The following is an 18826-nucleotide window of genomic DNA, read 5'->3' as shown; positions in this document are numbered from 1 at the left end:
ACCCCTGTTATAAATTAACAGATACCAATCTGCTGGATATTACGGATGAATTTCAAACAGTTATCTAAATCCTGCCTGGCATCGGCTATTTTTATCAGCAGCCTGACCAGCCCACTCAACGCTGCTCTGCCCGAACACGGGATCGCCATGCACGGCGACCTTAAATACCCAACAGACTTCCAACAATTTGACTATGTTAATGCCAACGCCCCACAAGGCGGCGGGGTTACTCAAGCCGCTATCGGTACGTTTGACAGCTTTAATGGCTTTATTATTAAGGGCACTGCGGCTGATGGACTTGGATTAGTCTACGATTCACTGCTCGCGCGGGCACAGGACGAAGCATTTTCACTTTATGGCCTGCTGGCAGAATCACTTGAAGTAGCAGAAGACCGCAGCTCCATCATTTTCAATCTAAGACCCGAAGCCCGCTTCAGCGATGGTCAGCCGGTCACCGCAGATGATGTTGTATACAGCTTTAAATTGCTTAGAGAGCAAGGCGCTCCTTTCTACAAAGCCTACTATCGTGGCATTGAAAATATAGAAGCATTAACGCCACAACGGGTTAAATTCAGTTTCTCTTCTGGTGAGAATAAGGAACTGGCACTTATCGTCGGTGAAGTGAGTATCCTGCCGAAGCATTTCTGGGAAAACAGGGATTTTCAACAACCATTATTAGAAGCACCACTGGGCTCAGGCCCTTATACCGTCGAGAAGTTTGATTCAGGCCGACAGATTACCTACCGCCGCAATCCGGACTACTGGGGCAACGATCTGTCCGTTAACCGCGGCCGCTTCAATTTTGAAACCATCAGTTACGATTACTACAAAGATGGCACCGTCGCTCTGGAAGCATTTAAGGGCGGTGAATACGATTTCCGGGAAGAAAACTCTTCAAAACGCTGGGCCACCGGTTATACCGGAGCGGTGTTTGATGATGGCAAGATCATTACCCAAACCCTGCAACACGAAAACCCTACCGGGATGCAGAGCTTTATTCTCAATAACCGGAAATCTTATTTCTCCGATAGCAGGGTGAGACAAGCACTCGCCTATGCATTTGATTTTGAGTGGACCAATAAAAATATCTTTTTCGGTGCCTACACCCGCACCCATAGCTATTTCTCTAACTCAGAGATGGCTGCAACCGAATTACCCACCACCGAAGAGGTTGCGATCCTGGAATCGATTCGGGACCAGGTCCCTCCAGAGGTATTCAATACTGTCTATCGCGCCCCTACAACCAAAGGCGACGGTAAAACCCGCAGCCAGCTACGTACAGCACTCCGATTGCTAAAAAGCGCAGGCTGGAACCTTAAAGATGGTAAATTGTTAAATGCGCAGGGGGAGCAGATGTCATTTGAGATTCTGCTGTATTCGCCTGCATTTGAACGGGTAGTCGCACCCTTCAGCCGTAATTTAGAACGTATGGGTATCATTCCCTCGGTCCGGCTTGTCGATGTATCTCAGTATATCAATCGGGTGCGCAGCTTTGATTTTGATATCATTGTCAGTGGTTTTGGTCAGTCGAGTTCACCGGGTAATGAGCAGCGCGAATACTGGCACTCCTCAACCGCCGATCAGCCGGGCAGCAGAAACATGATTGGCATTAAAAATCCGGCCATCGATTATCTTGTCGAACAGGTTATCCAGGCCCCCGATCGAGAACAGCTGGTACTACGCACCCGAGCGCTCGACCGGGTACTGCAATGGAATCATTATGTCATTCCTCAATATCACATAAACAGCTACCGCGTTGCCTACTGGAATAAGTTTGCCTTCCCTCAGATCCGGCCTAAATACTCGCTTGGCTTTGATACCTGGTGGGTAAAACCTGAGAGTCTGAAACAAGGACTATCTAACTAATGGCCGCCTATATTCTGCGGCGTCTGCTGCTGATTATTCCTACACTGCTGGGTATTCTTACCATCAACTTCCTGATTATTCAGGCGGCCCCCGGCGGTCCTGTCGAGCAGACGATAGCCAATCTGCAGGGCATCAACGCCAGCGCTACCGCACGCTTTGATGGCAGCGCACAGTCGGATCTAAGCAATAGCTCACAAACAGCGACAGAAAACAGCAGTGGCTATCGGGGCGCCCGCGGGCTTGACCCCGAACTGGTTAAGCAGATCGAAGCTCAATTTGGCTTCGACAAGCCAGCTCACGAACGTTTTTTCCAAATGCTAAAGAATTATCTGGTGTTTGATTTTGGTGAAAGCCTGTTCAGCGGCAAAAAAGTAACCGACCTGATCATTGAAAAGTTACCGGTATCGATATCATTAGGCCTCTGGACCACCCTCATTACTTATCTGATTGCTGTTCCGTTGGGAATTAAAAAAGCGGTCAGGGATGGTAGCAGCTTTGATGTGTGGACCAGCACGGTCGTTATCATCGGCTACGCCATTCCAAACTTTCTGTTCGCAATACTGTTGATTGTTATTTTCGCCGGCGGCACCTATTACGATTGGTTTCCGCTACGGGGACTAACCTCACCGGATTTCGATCAGCTCAGCCTTTGGGGACAGATCAAGGATTACTTCTGGCATATTACTTTGCCGGTTATCGCCTCGGTCATTGGTAGCTTTGCCACACTGTCGATGCTGACTAAGAACTCTTTTCTGGACGAGATAAACAAACAATACGTCATCACTGCCCGCGCCAAAGGCCTGACAGAAGGCCAGGTTCTCTATGGTCACGTGTTTCGCAATGCGATGTTACTGATAATTGCCGGCATGCCCGCAGCACTCATTGGCATTTTCTTTACCGGTTCAATGTTAATCGAAGTTATTTTCTCCCTCGACGGGCTGGGATTATTAGGTTACGAAGCCGTTATTAAAAGAGATTATCCGGTTATTTTCGGCACCCTTTATATCTTTACCCTGATAGGCTTGTTACTGAAACTGATCAGCGACCTGACCTATGTTGCTGTTGATCCCCGCATCGATTTTGAGAGTCGGGAGCAATAATCATGCTTAATAAGAAAATGAGCCCGATTAATCAACGCCGCATCGAAAACTTCCGTAACAATAAACGGGGCTACTGGTCTCTCTGGCTGTTTCTGGGACTGTTCCTGCTGAGCATGTTTGCCGAACTTATCGCCAATGACAAACCCATACTGGTCAGCTACAACCAACAATTCTACTATCCGGTTCTGGTCGATTACTCTGAACTCGAGTTTGGCGGGGAGTTTGATACCTTTGCCGATTACAAAGACCCCTATATTCAGGAACTGATCGAAGAAAAAAATGGCTGGATCTTCTGGCCCCCAATACGCTTTGATTACCGCACCATCAACCAGGAACTGCCGGTACCGGCCCCCTCTCCCCCCAGCAGCGAAAACCTGCTGGGTACTGATGACCAGGGCCGTGACGTTCTGGCACGGGTAATCTATGGCTTTCGTATATCGGTCCTGTTTGCTATCACACTGACATTAGTCAGCTCGGTCATCGGCGTTGCCGCAGGGGCGGTACAAGGATTCTACGGCGGTAAGATCGATCTGTTCTTTCAGCGCTTTATCGAAATATGGTCGGGGCTGCCCGTACTCTTTTTGCTTATTATTCTGGCCAGCATTGTGGAGCCCAACTTTTGGTGGTTGCTGGGTATTATGATGCTGTTTTCATGGATGCAACTGGTCGATGTCGTTCGCGCCGAATTTCTCCGTGGCCGAAACCTGGAATACGTTCGCGCTTCCAGAGCCTTAGGCCTGGATAATCGCTTAATCATGTTCCGCCATATCCTGCCTAACGCGATGGTCGCTACCCTGACATTTATGCCCTTCATATTTAATGGTTCACTGGTCACGCTCACTGCCTTAGACTTCCTTGGCTTCGGCTTACCGCCCGGATCCGCCTCACTCGGGGAACTGGTCGCTCAGGGCAAAGCCAACTTGCATGCGCCATGGCTGGGCCTGACCGCTTTTTTCTCCCTCTCTATTATGCTAACGCTACTGATTTTCATTGGCGAAGCTGTACGGGATGCATTTGATCCCCGCAAGGTGATGAATGACTAAGCCTCTGTTATCGATCCGTAATCTCAGTGTTCGCTTTGGTGAAAACGAGAATGCCGTAAACGCGGTAAACAATGTCAGCTTTGATATAGACGCAGGCAAGACGCTGGCACTTGTCGGCGAATCAGGCTCCGGTAAGTCGGTTACCGCCATGTCAATTCTTAAGCTATTGCCTTATCCGAAAGCCAGCCATCCTAATGGTGAGATTTACTACAGCGGCACTGATCTTCTACAAAATAACGAGGCACAGATGCGCAGCTTGCGAGGCGATCGTATCAGCGTAATCTTTCAGGAACCGATGACCTCGCTGAACCCGTTGCATAATATCTCACGACAGATCGGTGAGACACTACTGCTGCACAAGGGACTCACTGGACAGCAAGCCCGAGAGCGCACGCTCGAGCTACTACATCTTGTAGGCATCAAGGAACCTGAAAAGCGACTCCAGAGCTACCCTCATGAGCTCTCTGGAGGACAAAGGCAGCGTGTCATGATCGCTATGGCTCTGGCCAATGATCCCGAAATGCTGATTGCCGATGAACCCACTACCGCTCTGGATGTAACTATTCAGGAACAGATTCTTGAATTACTTCAATCACTGCAACAAAAACTGGGCATGGCGATACTACTGATCACCCACGACCTGAATATAGTGCGTCGCTACAGCCATGACGTCTGCGTCATGTATAACGGACGCATCGTTGAACGAAACACAACGGCTCTGCTGTTTGAACAACCACTGCATGACTATACTCAGAAACTGCTCAATGCTGAGCCCGGTGGCGCACCTTCCATATCTGAGTTGAATGGCTCACCATTGCTGACCACAGAAGCGCTTAAAGTCTGGTTTCCAGTCAAAAAAGGACTGTTGAAAAGGACGGTTGACCATATCAAAGCAGTTAACCCCTGCAATATTAATCTTCACCCAGGGCGCACCCTGGGTGTCGTCGGTGAAAGCGGCTCAGGCAAAACCACACTGGGGCTGGCTATCCTCAAGCTTATCAACTCTGAAGGCGCTATCAGCTTCGACGAACAACGTATTGATCAGTTTAATCAACAGCAGGTAAAACCGTTACGGCGACGAATGCAGATCGTATTCCAGGATCCTTATGGCAGCCTGAGCCCCCGTATGTCGGTCTCTGAGTCGATTGGTGAAGGACTTGAGATCCATAACATCGGCACGGTGGAAGAACGGGAACAGATGATTATCGATACTCTCAATGAAGTCGGACTCAACCCGGATGACAGGCACCGCTACCCCCATGAGTTTTCAGGCGGGCAACGACAACGCATAGCGATCGCGCGGGCCGTGATCCTGAAACCTGAACTGATTATTCTTGATGAGCCAACCTCAGCGTTAGACCGTACGGTACAGTCGCAAATCATAGATCTGTTGCGAGATCTGCAGCTGCGCTATAACCTCGCTTACATATTTATCAGTCATGACCTGGCAGTAGTAAAAGCGCTAAGCCACGATCTGCTGGTCATGCAACATGGCGACATCATTGAACAAGGCAAAGCCAGCTCCGTTTTCGCTAAACCGCAGCAGCCGTATACACAACAACTTTTACGCGCCGCTTTTCAACACTGAACTGATGATTTATGAAGCTGCAAGGCCTGATAAAAATACGTACTACAGAATTTGCTGACCAGTATCATCATAATGGTTAACGCCGACTGTAATTAGCAACAGCGATATGGTAAACCTATGATGGTAATCCTGATTGTAGACGTTCACGGATTTGATAATGGATCACTCAATCGCAAATCAAGTTGCACATAAAGGCGAAATAGTCATAGTCGATGACTTACCCGCCAACCTAAAGCTGTTAAGTGAAATCTTATCCGAAGCCGGATATAAGGTGCGCTCAACAACTGACCCTGAGCAATGCCTGAAAACTGTACAACTGCGTCAACCCGAGCTGATTATACTCGATGTAAAAATGCCGGTCATGAACGGCTATGAGCTGTGCGCTGAATTCAAAAAGCAGCCCCTGACCAGCCATATACCTATTATTTTTATCAGCGCGCTGGATAACTCAGAAGACCGCCTCAAGGGCTTCAACGTTGGTGGGGTAGATTTTATTTCCAAACCCTTTCAGCATCGCGAAGTACTTTCCCGGGTAAATACCCATATCAGCCTGTATCAGATTCAGCACAAGTTAACGTTACAAAAATCTGAACTTGAAGACCGCGTCAAAGAGCGCACCGCGGAACTGACCGGGACCAACCAGAAACTCAAAGGTGCCCAGAGAATAGCCCGGTTAGGAAGCTGGGAATGGCATATTGATAGTGGTGAGATGTCCTGGTCTGATGAAATGTACCATATTCTCGGCCTTGAGGATTCTATTGTTCAGCCTAGTCTGGACTCATTTATCCATTCGGTACACCCCCAGGACCGACTTCAGTTTGAAGACTCATTCACTACTGCCAAACTTAATATCTCAGGCTTTACCATTGAACACAGAATCATATTGCCAAATGATCAGGTCAGATACCTAAAAACTATTGGCGAATCCTTAAGTGGCCCTCAGCTCTCCCAGTTTTGCATACTGGGCACCACCCAGGATGTAACTGAACACAAACTGGTTCAGGAGCAATTAGAGCAAGCCAGCAGCGTATTCGAAAATACTGCTGAAGGCATTATGGTCACCGATGCGCAACGACGCATAATCTCCGTTAACCCTGCCTTTACTGACATAACCGGTTACACCGAGCAAGACGCTAAAGGGCAGTTATTGGAGTTCAGATACAGTCAATTGCATAATAAATCCGATTATCATGATGTATTTATCTCACTTGATGAAGCAGGTCACTGGCGCGGAGAGATGAACAACCTGTGCAAAGACGGTTCTATCAATCCGGAACTGATTACCATCACCGCCGTGACTGATGAAGAACAAAATCTGACCAATTACATACTTTTGTTTTCTGATATCTCGACACTGAAAAAGTCAGAGCAGAAACTTGAATATTTAGCCCATCATGATCCACTCACAGGGCTTGCAAACCGTTTGCTGCTTAATGATCGTCTGCAACACGCCATCTCTACAGCTGCCAGAGAAAAGCGCTCTCTGGCGGTACTGTTTATCGACCTCGACCGGTTTAAAGACGTCAATGATAGTTTTGGCCATACATTCGGCGACAAAATACTAAAGCAGGTCGCCACCCGACTCAAACATGAATTAAGGGCCAATGACACCGTTGCCCGGCTCGGCGGCGATGAGTTTTTAGTATTAGCCGAGAACATGAACGACCGCAGAGAGATCGAAATTCTATCTCAAAAAATACTTAGCATCTTTAACGAGCCCTTTGCTCCTGATCAGAATGAAATATTTGTTGGCGGCAGCATTGGCATCAGCTGTTTTCCCGATGATGGTGACAGCCCTGCTGACCTGATACGAAACGCCGATAGCGCCATGTATCTGGCAAAAGGTGATGGTCGCTTCACTTTTCGTTTTTACACTCGTGAACTTACCGCTGCTGCCACCGACCGGCTACAGATGGAAACCGCATTACGAAAAGCGATCGACAACAACGAATTAAGCCTGAATTACCAGCCCATAGTAGATCCGGACTCAGGCCAGGCACAGCATATTGAAGCCCTGTTGAGATGGCACAATCCTTATCTTGGACAGGTTCCACCCGATCGTTTCATCCCGCTCGCTGAAGCAACATCACTCATTTTACCTATCGGCGAATGGGTGCTGAAAAAAGCCTGTCAGGACATGCGTCAACTTATCGATGAAGGCCACCCTTTAAAGCGCGTATCTGTAAACATTTCCAGTCTGCAGGTTCAGCGTTGCGATCTACCCGTGCTGGTTGGCAGAATACTTCGGGAAACAGGCCTAAGCCCCGAACATCTCGACCTTGAAATTACTGAAACAGTATTGATGGACGAGCCCGACAAAGTCCTGGAATCTCTCAATCAGCTCAAAGCTCTGGGAGTAACGCTGACCGTTGATGATTTTGGTACAGGCTATTCATCGCTGAGTTATCTGAAGCGCTTTCCTATCGATACACTTAAAATAGATCAGTCATTCGTCAGGGATATCCCACACGATCAGGATGATGAAGCAATAGCAAAAGCGATAATAGCGATGGCCCGAAGCCTGCGGCTTGGAATCATTGCTGAAGGCGTAGAAACACAGCAGCAACGAAGCTTCCTGATGCAAGAAGATTGTGAGAGGGCACAGGGTTATTTTTACAGTCGCCCGGTGCCATTTACAAAGTTACTTGAGTATCTTACAGACAAACAGACGGTTTAATGATGCTGTTGCTGCTCTACTCTGATGAAATCAAGCAGTCGAAGCTGAGTTGACACTTTTGCCAGCAACTCTTCTTTTGGAAAAGGCTTAGTAATAAAGTCAGCCCCGCCCGCCCTGAACGCTCTGGCCTTATCTTTAAAGCCACTCAATACACTAATGAAAATTACCGGAATTGATTCTGTATTCTCCTGCAGCTTAAGTCGATGGCACAACTCTATACCATCCATACCCGGCATTTTGATATCAACCAGAACAAGATCAGGCAGCTGAGCCTTAATACTCTTAAGAGCCATCTCACTATCACTTGCCCCCCGCACCCTGTAGCCCTGCTCATGCAGTAAACCACTAAGCAACTGCAGGTGATCCCGGTAGTCATCAATAATCAAAATTTCATGCTTGTCTTGTAAGTTAAACAAGGTCTCTCTCTCCCACTCCCTGAGCTTCTAACAAATGCTCCAGGGCATTAAGAATATAATGGTAATTGAAATTCGAGATCAGACTGCTTAACTGATCAACTAACTGAGGGTCAATTGACTCTATTTTTGTTAATATCGGCTCCATTGCATCGGCATCCAACAACAAAACCGCATTATGCATCTGCTTTAAAAGTTCCATATCAAGGACTGATAAGCGCTCTAACAGCTCATCAGCAGACACCAGATCATTTTGTGATGAAATTTCAACCGCTTCATCCGCGTATATATACTCTAAATTAAGATGTTTCTGCATACAGCTATATATCTGACTGGCCCGATAAGGCTTGGCAACAAAGTCATCCATCCCAGCAGCCACTATCGCTTTCTTGTCCTCGGTAAATGCGCTGGCAGTTAGCGCAGCAATGATAACCTTATCGCCACCGGGCAGCTTTCTTATCGCCGATGTTGCCTGCTCACCACCCATTTCGGGCATTCGCCGGTCCATCCAGATAAAATCAGGCTGCCAAGCCTGAAACACCTCTATCGCTTGCATGCCATTGCGTGCTTTTTGAACCTCTAACCCCAACACATCGATAACATTCTTCAGCAAACGCATATTATCGGGCTGATCATCAACAATCAGAACTTTGATACTTTTTTGTGCCGGGCTCAGCCCTATTACATCAAGCTCATCCGAACCTGATGAGGAGTCCACTAACTCATCAGAACCCGACAAAGAATACTCAACGGTGGCACTAAAACTACTGCCCTGCCCTAACACACTCTCAACCTGCACCTGACCACCTAACAGAGCGGCAAACTGGCTGGTGATTGCCAAGCCTAAACCAGTACCCGGCTGATCCTCAACAACCCCTAACTGAACAAAGGGCTCAAAAACATCATCGAGCCGGTCTTCAGCTATGCCGATACCCGTATCTGTAACCCGCAAAGTAAGAAACTTATCATCGCATGACAGGGCAATAGTCACAGAGCCCTGCTTGGTATGCTTTATCGCATTACTAATATAATTCATCAGTATCTGGCGGATTTTAGACGCATCACTTTTAACATATCGCGGCAGGTCTTTAGCCAGTTCCAAATGCATCACGATACCATTAGCTCGCGCCCTTTCTTCCATTAACTCAAACAGATCATCAACCAAACCTACCAGATCAAAAGGCGCTATTTCGACAGCGATCTTACCGGCTTCAATCTTAGACAGGTCCAGAACATCATTGATAAGGTGCAACAGATGATCGCCGCTACGATTGATGATATTCAATACCTCTTTAACCTCAGCATTATCATTGCTTCGCTTAAGCAGTAGCTCAGAGAACCCCAGCACAGAGTTCAAAGGCGTTCTGAGTTCATGACTCATATTCGCAAGAAAAGCCGATTTCGACTTGCTGGCATAATCTGCAGCGTCTTTCGCAACCTTGAGCTGCTCACTAAGATCCTGATAACGGCGGCGGCTCATATAGATAAACAAAGCCAGCAATATGATAAGCAACAATACCGCCGCCATAAGGTATAAAGACAGCACCTGTTTTTCAATCTGCTTGCTTTGTGAAGTCAAACTGAGTTGTTGAGCGGTAATCTGCTGTTCCTGACGCTGTATTTTTGTGTCAAGCAATCCAATCTGCTGCTCTAACTGGTCGAGTATCTGTTCACGCCGACTAATCTCATCAGCCTGCACGTTCAGTTCATCAAAGCGTTTTTTCAATAACTGCTCCTGCTCCAAACCTTCAGCCACCAGTAACTCGTACTGTTGTTGCTGGGTTTGTATCAGGTCTTTCTGTTGCTTTATCTGCCCCTTAAATACTTGCAGAGACTGAGAATCCAGATCAATTTGAGCCTGCTGATTACCGATGGTTGTCAGCTGATGGGCCAGAATATTATTCTGTTCAGTAATTTTCTTTTTGGTTGCATCAATCTCAGCCTCACTGGTAATAATGACCCGCTTCTGCTGAGTAATCATGGTTTCCAGATCAGATACCACTTTCTGCGATTGTTTAATCTGCTGTTCAAGTGAGCTATTCTGGCCCTCAAGCTGTGCTAGCTTTTGCTCCATACCTTTCAGACTATTCTGTGTAGCCCGGTATATTCTGGCAACATCAATTTCATTACCACCTAAAACGATGATATCCGGGTCAATACTCAAGCCTTGATTGATAATATTAGATTTATTGATATTAAACCGAATCTGATTCTTACTGTTTTGATAAAGATCGATCATCAATGATCGCTCATTTTTATACCCATGAGTGATAACTAAGGACGGCTTTCCACTCACTGAGGTCAAAATTTTCGACGCCAGGGATACTTTTTTCTTACTCAGATACAGCACATCAACAACCGCTGGAGTATCAGCCTTATCAGAACGGCTAATGGTCACATCCATACCATGTAAAGGCTTAGATCGGGTTAAAGATTTAAGCGTAGCGGACAGCTCCGAACTAGCCCCTACCAGGTGAATAGAAAATGTTTGCCTGCCCGTTGCCGGCCATTGGATTTTTTCACTGAGGCGATACAGATAAGCTGCAGTAACCTGGTCCTGACTCAGCTTATCTTTAGCCAAAGCCTGACCACTATTAAAAGCACTGACTTGCAGCACAATTAACAATATCAAAAGCTGTTTACAAAACTTAAATGTCATCTGCCGATCCAGAATGATTACTGCATACATAAATAATGTCAGTTTCATGGGCGTTTCCAAGTCGGATTATACTCATTACGGGGAGAAAAGCAGTGACATAATGCAGGTTACATAACAAAAAAAGCCTGCATAATGCAGGCTTTTTAAAAACAGCGATAGAAGCCCCTTTAAAGGCGCTCAACCTCTGCTTTAGCACTCTTACTGTCTAGCATTGCCTGATAGTCAAACTGCCCTACACGCTGCCCCAGAAGCGTTTTCATGCCCTGCTTCTCTTCGACAGACAACTCAGCCAGCTCAGGCAGATTAACTGCCGTTACTGCAACCAGCGCTTTACTGCCATCAATCAGGGTAATCACTTTATAAGTTGCCGCAGCCTGAGGCTCAGCCATACCAAATACCGCACGCACTATCTCAGCTGGCTGTTCGCGATCCGCACGACCAACAGCAGTTGCGTTCTGCCACTCGATACCATTGATAGCGATACGCTCAGCACCTTGCTTCAGAGCTTCTAACTGCTGCTCCAAAGATACCTGCAACGCCTCACCGGCCTTCAGTTCAATTAACGTCGCTGTGATCTGTTCTGCCACTTCATCCTGCGTCAGCTGACGCGGACGAATATGCTCTTTAATACGCAGCACCAGGGTACGCCCGGAATCCAGTTCAACCGGATCACTATTGATTCCATCACGGATCAGCTCTTCATTGAAAGCTGTCCGGATAACCCGGGCATTTGAGGTCAACTCATCTGCACCACCCTGGCGACCAAAAGCAGGCGCCTCGACGATAGTCAGCCCCATCTCATCAGCAGGCTCCAACAGATCACCGGCTGAGAACGTCAGATCAGTCAGCTGACCAACCTTCTCAACATAAAGCTGCTCAACCTTGTTATCCATCTGCTCTGCTACCAGCTGATCTTTAACCTCATCGAACGATGGCGCTTCAGTAGTGCTGAGCCCTGTTAACTTAATCAGATGATAACCAAACGCGGTACGTACCGGCTCAGAAACCTGACCTTCAGTCAGAGCATAAACAGCATCTTCAAATGGCCCGTCCAACAAACCTTGCTGATAAACCCCCAACTCACCGCCGCTGGCAGCAGACCCCGGATCATTGGATTCAGCCTGCGCCAACGTAGCAAAGTCTGCGCCCTGATTAAGCTGTTCAGCCAGCGCCTGCACTTTAGCCAACGCAGCAGCATCATCAACCTGATCATTCACTTCAATCATGATATGCGAAACAGTGCGCTGATCTTCCGCCTGGAATGATGCCAATAACTGATCAAACTGAGTTTGCAGCTCCGCATCATCTACCTCAACCTCTTTCAGCAGCTGCGCTTTATTCAACATCAGGTATTCAATAACGACCTGCTCTTCAGTCATGAAGCTTTGCTGATTATCATTATAATACTCAGCTTTTTCGTCATCACTCAGAACAACACCCGCCTTATAGTCATCAAGACCGATTTGCAGATATGCAATATCGCGGGTCTGACGATCAAGACTAATAATATTTTCAGCTTCAGACTCAAGCGCAAAGGCTGACAGCATATAACCCATTCGCTCTTGCTCAAGCAGACTTTCCTTGCGCAGCATCTCTTTGTACATTAGCGGAGACATACCCGCATTTCGCAGAACCGCCTGATACTGATCACGGTTGAAACGACCATCTACCATGAATTCCTGAGTATTGATTATCATCTGATCCAGTTGCCGGTCAGAAATAGTCATCCCCTGATTCTGAGCAGACTGTAACAGCACTTCCTGCTTAACCAGGTTATCCAGGGTTGCTTTACGGATCAGATTATCATCCAGCAGCGTTGGATCAGCATTCTCACCCATTTGGGACAGTAGTTGACGACGCTGCAGATCAGCCCCCTGCAGCAGATCCCGCTCACTGATTTCAACACCGTTAACAGTCGCTGGCGCATTCGATCCACCAGTCAGACTGACCAGAGATTCAACACCAAATAGTGCGAAAGTGACTGCAATCAGGCCAACAATAATCTTGGCTACGATTCCCTTGGAATTATCTCGGATATTCTGAAGCATGATGCCTCTTGGTCTCTAAAGGTTTATTGGGTTGCCAATAAAAAAAAGCGCACCCTTAAACAGGATGCGCCTTTTGTAGTTGGCGGAACGGACGGGACTCGAACCCGCGACCCCCTGCGTGACAGGCAGGTATTCTAACCAACTGAACTACCGCTCCGGGTGCCAGCGATCCTTACGGATCAGGCGCTAGCTTTTCTTACTTGTTTACAGCGTCTTTCAGAGCCTTACCAGGCTTGAAAGTTGGCAGCGTTGCCGCTGCAATCTGGATCGGCTGACCAGTCTGTGGGTTACGACCAGTACGTGCAGCACGCTCTTTAACACCAAAAGTACCGAAGCCTACCAGAGCAACAGAGTCACCCTTTTGCAGCGCGCCAGATACTGATTCTAGTGTAGCGTCCAGTGCACGACCAGCAGCGGCCTTTGGAATGTCAGCAGAAGCTGCAATTGCGTCGATCAGTTCAGATTTATTCACATTGTTCCCCTTATATGAATCATTTTTTATATTCTGTGGTCCATGCCCAGCAAGGTAGTCGGACAATTTATACCAAGCGCACAATTCAGCTGTCAAGCGGCTTTCAGGCAGTTTGGTAACTATTTTGTGTTAATGCGGTTTTATTTGTCCCTGCTCATTTTTTGCTTGCTTTTTCTTCTCAGAAAGGTTTGCCTTTTGCTCTTCTGTCAAGGGCTCTGGGCTATATTTCAAAGCAATTTGCAGGACATCATCTATCCACTTAACCGGACAAATTTCAAGGTCTGCCTTGATATTATCTGGAATTTCTTTCAGATCACGGGTGTTTTCATCAGGAATGATGACCGTTTTAATACCACCACGATGCGCAGCCAGCAGCTTTTCTTTCAGACCACCGATAGGCAGAACCTGCCCCCGCAGGGTAATTTCGCCGGTCATCGCAACATCAGAGCGAACCGGTATATCGGCAAGCACCGACACTAAAGCCGTACACATTCCGATGCCAGCACTCGGACCATCTTTAGGCGTAGCCCCTTCAGGTACGTGAATATGGATATCATTTTCTTCATGAAAATCAGGATTTATACCCAAAGATTCCGCCCGACTTCTAACCACAGTCAGCGCCGCCTGAATAGATTCCTGCATCACATCACCCAGCGATCCGGTGCGCACCTGACGCCCCTTACCTGGCACAACAGCTGACTCTATCGTCAGAATATCACCACCGACAGAGGTCCAGGCCAGACCTGTTACCTGACCGATACGATCTTCCTCTTCTGCCACACCGAAGTTGCATTTACGGACCCCGGAGTAATGCTCAAGATTCTCGCTATTAGCGGTTACAGAAGTACCCTTAACACCTTCCAAAGCGATCTCTTTAATCACTTTACGGCAAATCTTAGCAATCTCACGCTCCAATCCACGCACACCTGCCTCGCGGGTGTAATAACGAATCAGATCGGTTACCGCTTCATCCTCAATGATCAACTCATTCTTCTTCAGACCATTGGTTTTAAGCTGTTTAGGAATCAGATACTTACGCGCGATGTTTAACTTCTCATCCTCGGTATAACCCGGAATACTGATAGTCTCCATCCGATCCAGCAACGGACCCGGAATATTCATCGAGTTAGAGGTACAGACAAACATCACATCGGACAGATCATAATCTACTTCAAGGTAGTGATCATTGAATGTACTGTTCTGCTCGGGATCCAGCACTTCAAGCAGTGCCGAGGCAGGATCGCCGCGCTGATCCATACCCATTTTATCGATCTCATCGAGCAGGAACAGCGGGTTTCTTACGCCAACTTTAGACATTTTTTGAATCAACTTACCCGGCATAGAACCGATGTAAGTTCGACGGTGACCACGAATCTCCGCCTCATCACGCACACCACCCAACGCCATCCGCACATACTGACGATTCGTTGCCCGCGCAATAGAACGACCCAGTGAGGTTTTACCTACGCCCGGAGGTCCTACCAAACACAAAATAGGCCCTTTAAGCTTACGAACCCGCTTCTGCACCGCCAAATATTCCAGAATCCGGTCTTTAACCTCTTCCAGGCCGTAATGGTCTTCATTCAGAATCGCTTCGGCACGCTTCATATCGTGACGAACTTTAGATCGCTTCGCCCATGGAATCTGTAACATCCAATCGATGTAACCACGAACAACCGTCGCCTCAGCAGACATCGGCGACATCATCTTCAGCTTATTATATTCATTCAGCGTTTTATCTAACGCTTCCTGCGGCATACCCGCTTCATCGATTCGCTTTTTCAGCTCTTCAATATCAGTGGTACCATTTTCATCCAGATCGCCCAGTTCTTTCTGAATAGCCTTCATCTGCTCATTCAGATAATACTCGCGCTGACTCTTCTCCATCTGTTTCTTAACACGACCACGAATCCGCTTCTCAACCTCAACCAGGTCGATCTCAGACTCCATCAGAGCCATCAGATGCTCAAGTCGCTGCTGATCACTCAGCATCTCGAGAATTTCCTGTTTTTCAGGCAATTTAAGCGACATATGTGCAGCGATGGTATCGGCAAGACGACCGATCTCATCAATCGAACCCAGCGAGGTCAACACCTCAGATGGAATCTTTTTGTTTACCTGAACAAAACGCTCAAACTGATCCAGCGCAGTGCGCTTATAGATCTCAGCCTCACCGGTGCTGACCTCTTCAATAGGCAGCACAGAGATATCCGCTGTGAAATGCTCCTCAGTCTCGTGCAGCTGATCGATACGGGCACGATAATCGCCCTCAACCAGCACCTTAACTGTACCATCCGGTAGTTTTAGCATCTGCAAAACACTGGCAACGGTACCAATATCAAACAGATCACTGCCGATCGGCTCATCATCGGACGCATTTTTCTGTGCAATCAACAGGATCTCTTTATCCTGCAACATCGCTGCTTCGAGGGCCTGAATCGACTTTTCCCGGCCAACAAACAACGGGATCACCATATGTGGATAAACAACAACATCACGCAGGGGCAAAACCGGCAATGTGGTGGAAGTGATCTCTTTATTATTCTCGAGTGGTGCCATAACGGACCTAACTCCTCTAGACGATAGTAACTGCGCTACACACAGATACAGATAGAACGGTATAACGCTTTTCATTTAGATGGGGCTGGCCTTTAAAAAAACAACCACACCGAAAGAAAAATCTGTAAAAACAAAAAATAAGCGTACTGCCAGTTAGAATGTATCACTGTCTGACCTTATAAACAGCAAAGCACTCTGCTAACTTGCCACCAAAATGGGGGCTTCAGCAGCTACCCTTTCTTCATAACATCACCAAAAAACTAAAAAGCCCGGCAATGCCGGGCTTTATATAATTTATAGGTTTATTTGTAGTATGCGTTTTCCCGCACACTATGATCGGTTACATCACGTACGCCGATCAAACCCGGTATACGTTCAACCAAGGTTTTCTCAACCCCATCCTTAAGCGTCATATCTACCGCACTACAACCCTGACAGCCGCCGCCAAACTGAAGAATAGCGATATGCCCCTGCTCTTCTTCCACCAGCTCCATCAACTTAACTTCGCCACCGTGTGAAGCTAGCCCCGGGTTAACATCAGAATAAAGAATATAGTTTATCTGCTCATCCATCGGACTATCTGCTGACACCATAGGCACTTTAGAATTAGGGGCTTTAATCGTTAGCTGCCCCCCCATCCGGTCGGTCGCAAAGTCAACCGTTGCCTCTTCCAGATAAGGCAGGCTGTTTTTCTCAAAGTAAAACTTTAGCTTGGTTTTCTGCATTACCGCATCGTCTTCGACCACTTCATCGGGGCGACAGTAAGCGAGGCAGGTTTCTGCATAAGGTGTACCTGGCTGGGTGACAAACATCCGTACTGCGATACCCTCCACGTCCTGCTTTTCCAGCAGCTCTGCAAGGTAGTCTTCAGCTGATTCTGTTACGGTAATATTCATTCAGTATCCTGTTACTTATACAAACACGCTATGAGGCTCAGGATACACCCTTTCTAAACCCGAGTAAATTGATCAGCTATTAACAAATACATCACTTAAAAGAATCTGTTAGACTGCCCCGCTTCTCCCATTTGGATACAGGAAAAGTCTAATTTGACTCGCCGGCAGCGCATCAGAACCATACTCGCACTGGGGCTGCCAATTATCGGCGGCATGCTGTCACAAAGTCTGTTAAATCTGGTCGATGCCGCTATGGTTGGCAGCCTGGGGGAAACGGCACTGGCAGGGGTTGGGATTGGTGGCTACAGCAGCTTTTTGGCTATCAGTCTTATTATGGGACTTTCTTCAGGCGTTCAAACGCTGGTTGCTCGCCGCAAAGGCCAGGAGCGTCAATCAGAAATAGCCCAGCCTTTAAGCTGGGGGCTTCTGCTAGCACTACTGACAACCCTCCCTCTGATTCTATTTTTCACCGCTATCTCCGACCCCATGGTTGCGCTGATGAGCAGCGATCTAAAGGCACTTACCATTGCCGATCAATATTTTGAATACCGGATTCTGGCCATGCTGGCTGTCGGCTTTAATCTGACCTTTCGTGGCTATTGGAATGGCACAAACCGACCTATGGTCTATTTGCGGGTACTGTTGATTACACATCTGCTAAATGTACTCATCAGTTATGCCCTTATCTTTGGACACTTTGGCCTTCCGGCTATGGGCGCAGCCGGAGCAGGACTCGGTACCACCCTTTCACTCTATATTGGTGCTTTTATCATTGGCTTGCTGACCTTTCGCAAAGCCCGCAATCAGGGCCTGTTTCAAATCAGTCTGCGCAATACCCGCACATTGCACTCGCTTCTGAAGTTATCTGTACCCCACTCAATACAGCAGTTCTTTTTTGCTGCAGCAGTCGCCGCTCTGTTCTGGATCATTGGTCAACTGGGCACCGAGCAGCAGGCCATAGGTCATGTCCTTATCAATCTGGCGTTACTTCTGATACTACCGGGCGTCGGCCTCGGCATCGCATCGACCACTCTGGTCAGCCACGCCTTAGGTCAGAACCGCCCGGACCTGGCCTGCCGCTGGGGCTGGGATGTAATTCTGGCGGCGCTACTGACTATGTCACTTCTCAGCCTGCCCATGTGGTTATTCCCTGAAAATCTGCTCGGTATTTTTCTGGCCTCCAGTGAAGCTATCGAACAAGCCAGACTACCTTTAATGCTAACTGGGGTTGCCATCTGTCTGGATGCAGCCGCTATCGTTCTGACTCAGGCATTGCTGGGCGCCGGAGCTAATAGGACAGTAATGTCAATCTCAATCCTGGGCCAGTGGTGCTTCTATCTGCCACTGGCCTGGCTGGCAGGACCCTGGCTAGGTTTTGGCCTGACCGGCATCTGGCTGGTACAGATCATTCACCGGGCCGGATCATCACTATTGTTCATCTATGTATGGAACCGCAAAAACTGGGTTCATATCCGCATATAGATTGGTTAGACTGGGCAGATAAC

At 47.7% G+C, this 18826-nt stretch carries 12 protein-coding genes and 1 tRNA gene; 6 read left to right on the top strand and 7 right to left on the bottom strand.

Annotated features, from left to right (window positions below):
• Nucleotides 1–45: 45 nt before the first annotated feature.
• The 5 genes from EHS89_RS06010 to EHS89_RS05990 all read left to right on the top strand — a co-directional run bounded on the left by EHS89_RS06010 (nt 46) and on the right by EHS89_RS05990 (nt 8274).
• Complete coding sequence (locus EHS89_RS06010) at nt 46–1866, top strand: extracellular solute-binding protein (protein WP_124925217.1); 1821 nt, start codon at nt 46–48, stop codon at nt 1864–1866.
• Nucleotides 1866–2966 carry a microcin C ABC transporter permease YejB gene (locus tag EHS89_RS06005; RefSeq protein ID WP_124925216.1) on the top strand — a complete coding sequence of 367 codons (1101 nt, stop codon included), beginning with the start codon at nt 1866–1868 and terminating at the stop codon, nt 2964–2966. Before EHS89_RS06010 ends, EHS89_RS06005 begins: the two co-directional genes overlap by 1 nt.
• Nucleotides 2967–2968: 2 nt before the next feature.
• Complete coding sequence (locus EHS89_RS06000; RefSeq protein WP_124925215.1) at nt 2969–4009, top strand: ABC transporter permease; 1041 nt, start codon at nt 2969–2971, stop codon at nt 4007–4009.
• Nucleotides 4002–5597, top strand: a complete 1596-nt coding sequence (locus tag EHS89_RS05995) for an ABC transporter ATP-binding protein (RefSeq protein ID WP_124925214.1) — start codon at nt 4002–4004, stop codon at nt 5595–5597. The genes EHS89_RS06000 and EHS89_RS05995 overlap by 8 nt, the downstream gene beginning before the upstream one ends.
• Before the next feature lie 157 nt (nt 5598–5754).
• Nucleotides 5755–8274, top strand: a complete 2520-nt coding sequence (locus EHS89_RS05990) for a two-component system response regulator (protein WP_124925213.1) — start codon at nt 5755–5757, stop codon at nt 8272–8274.
• Here the strand turns inward: EHS89_RS05990 and EHS89_RS05985 are convergent.
• From EHS89_RS05985 to nfuA, 7 genes are all read right to left on the bottom strand, one after another.
• Nucleotides 8271–8690: a response regulator gene (locus EHS89_RS05985; RefSeq protein ID WP_124925212.1), complete on the bottom strand. Its 420-nt coding sequence runs from the start codon at nt 8688–8690 to the stop codon at nt 8271–8273. The genes EHS89_RS05990 and EHS89_RS05985 overlap by 4 nt on opposite strands.
• Entirely contained in the window at nt 8683–11394 is a 2712-nt protein-coding gene (locus EHS89_RS05980; protein ID WP_124925211.1) for a YfiR/HmsC family protein, read from the bottom strand. The genes EHS89_RS05985 and EHS89_RS05980 overlap by 8 nt, the downstream gene beginning before the upstream one ends.
• A 119-nt stretch (nt 11395–11513) precedes the next feature.
• Nucleotides 11514–13394 carry a SurA N-terminal domain-containing protein gene (locus EHS89_RS05975; RefSeq protein ID WP_124925210.1) on the bottom strand — a complete coding sequence of 627 codons (1881 nt, stop codon included), beginning with the start codon at nt 13392–13394 and terminating at the stop codon, nt 11514–11516.
• A gap of 80 nt (nt 13395–13474) precedes the next feature.
• Nucleotides 13475–13551, bottom strand: a tRNA-Asp gene (locus tag EHS89_RS05970).
• A gap of 39 nt (nt 13552–13590) precedes the next feature.
• Complete coding sequence (locus tag EHS89_RS05965; RefSeq protein WP_338080736.1) at nt 13591–13896, bottom strand: HU family DNA-binding protein; 306 nt, start codon at nt 13894–13896, stop codon at nt 13591–13593.
• 99 nt (nt 13897–13995) lie between these two features.
• Nucleotides 13996–16425, bottom strand: a complete 2430-nt coding sequence (gene lon, locus EHS89_RS05960; RefSeq protein WP_124925208.1) for an endopeptidase La — start codon at nt 16423–16425, stop codon at nt 13996–13998.
• A 302-nt stretch (nt 16426–16727) separates the two neighbouring features.
• Nucleotides 16728–17321 (bottom strand): Fe-S biogenesis protein NfuA, encoded by a 594-nt coding sequence (gene nfuA, locus EHS89_RS05955; protein WP_124925207.1) that lies wholly within the window; start codon nt 17319–17321, stop codon nt 16728–16730.
• Nucleotides 17322–17474: 153 nt separating this feature from the next.
• Here nfuA and EHS89_RS05950 point away from each other — a divergent pair, with 153 nt between their 5' ends.
• On the top strand, nt 17475–18803 hold the full coding sequence (locus EHS89_RS05950) for an MATE family efflux transporter (RefSeq protein ID WP_124925206.1): 1329 nt from the start codon (nt 17475–17477) through the stop codon (nt 18801–18803).
• Nucleotides 18804–18826 lie beyond the last annotated feature (23 nt).

This window comes from Amphritea balenae (genome assembly GCF_003858655.1).
Lineage (GTDB): Bacteria > Pseudomonadota > Gammaproteobacteria > Pseudomonadales > Balneatricaceae > Amphritea > Amphritea balenae.
This window is presented reverse-complemented; position numbering and strand designations above follow the sequence as displayed.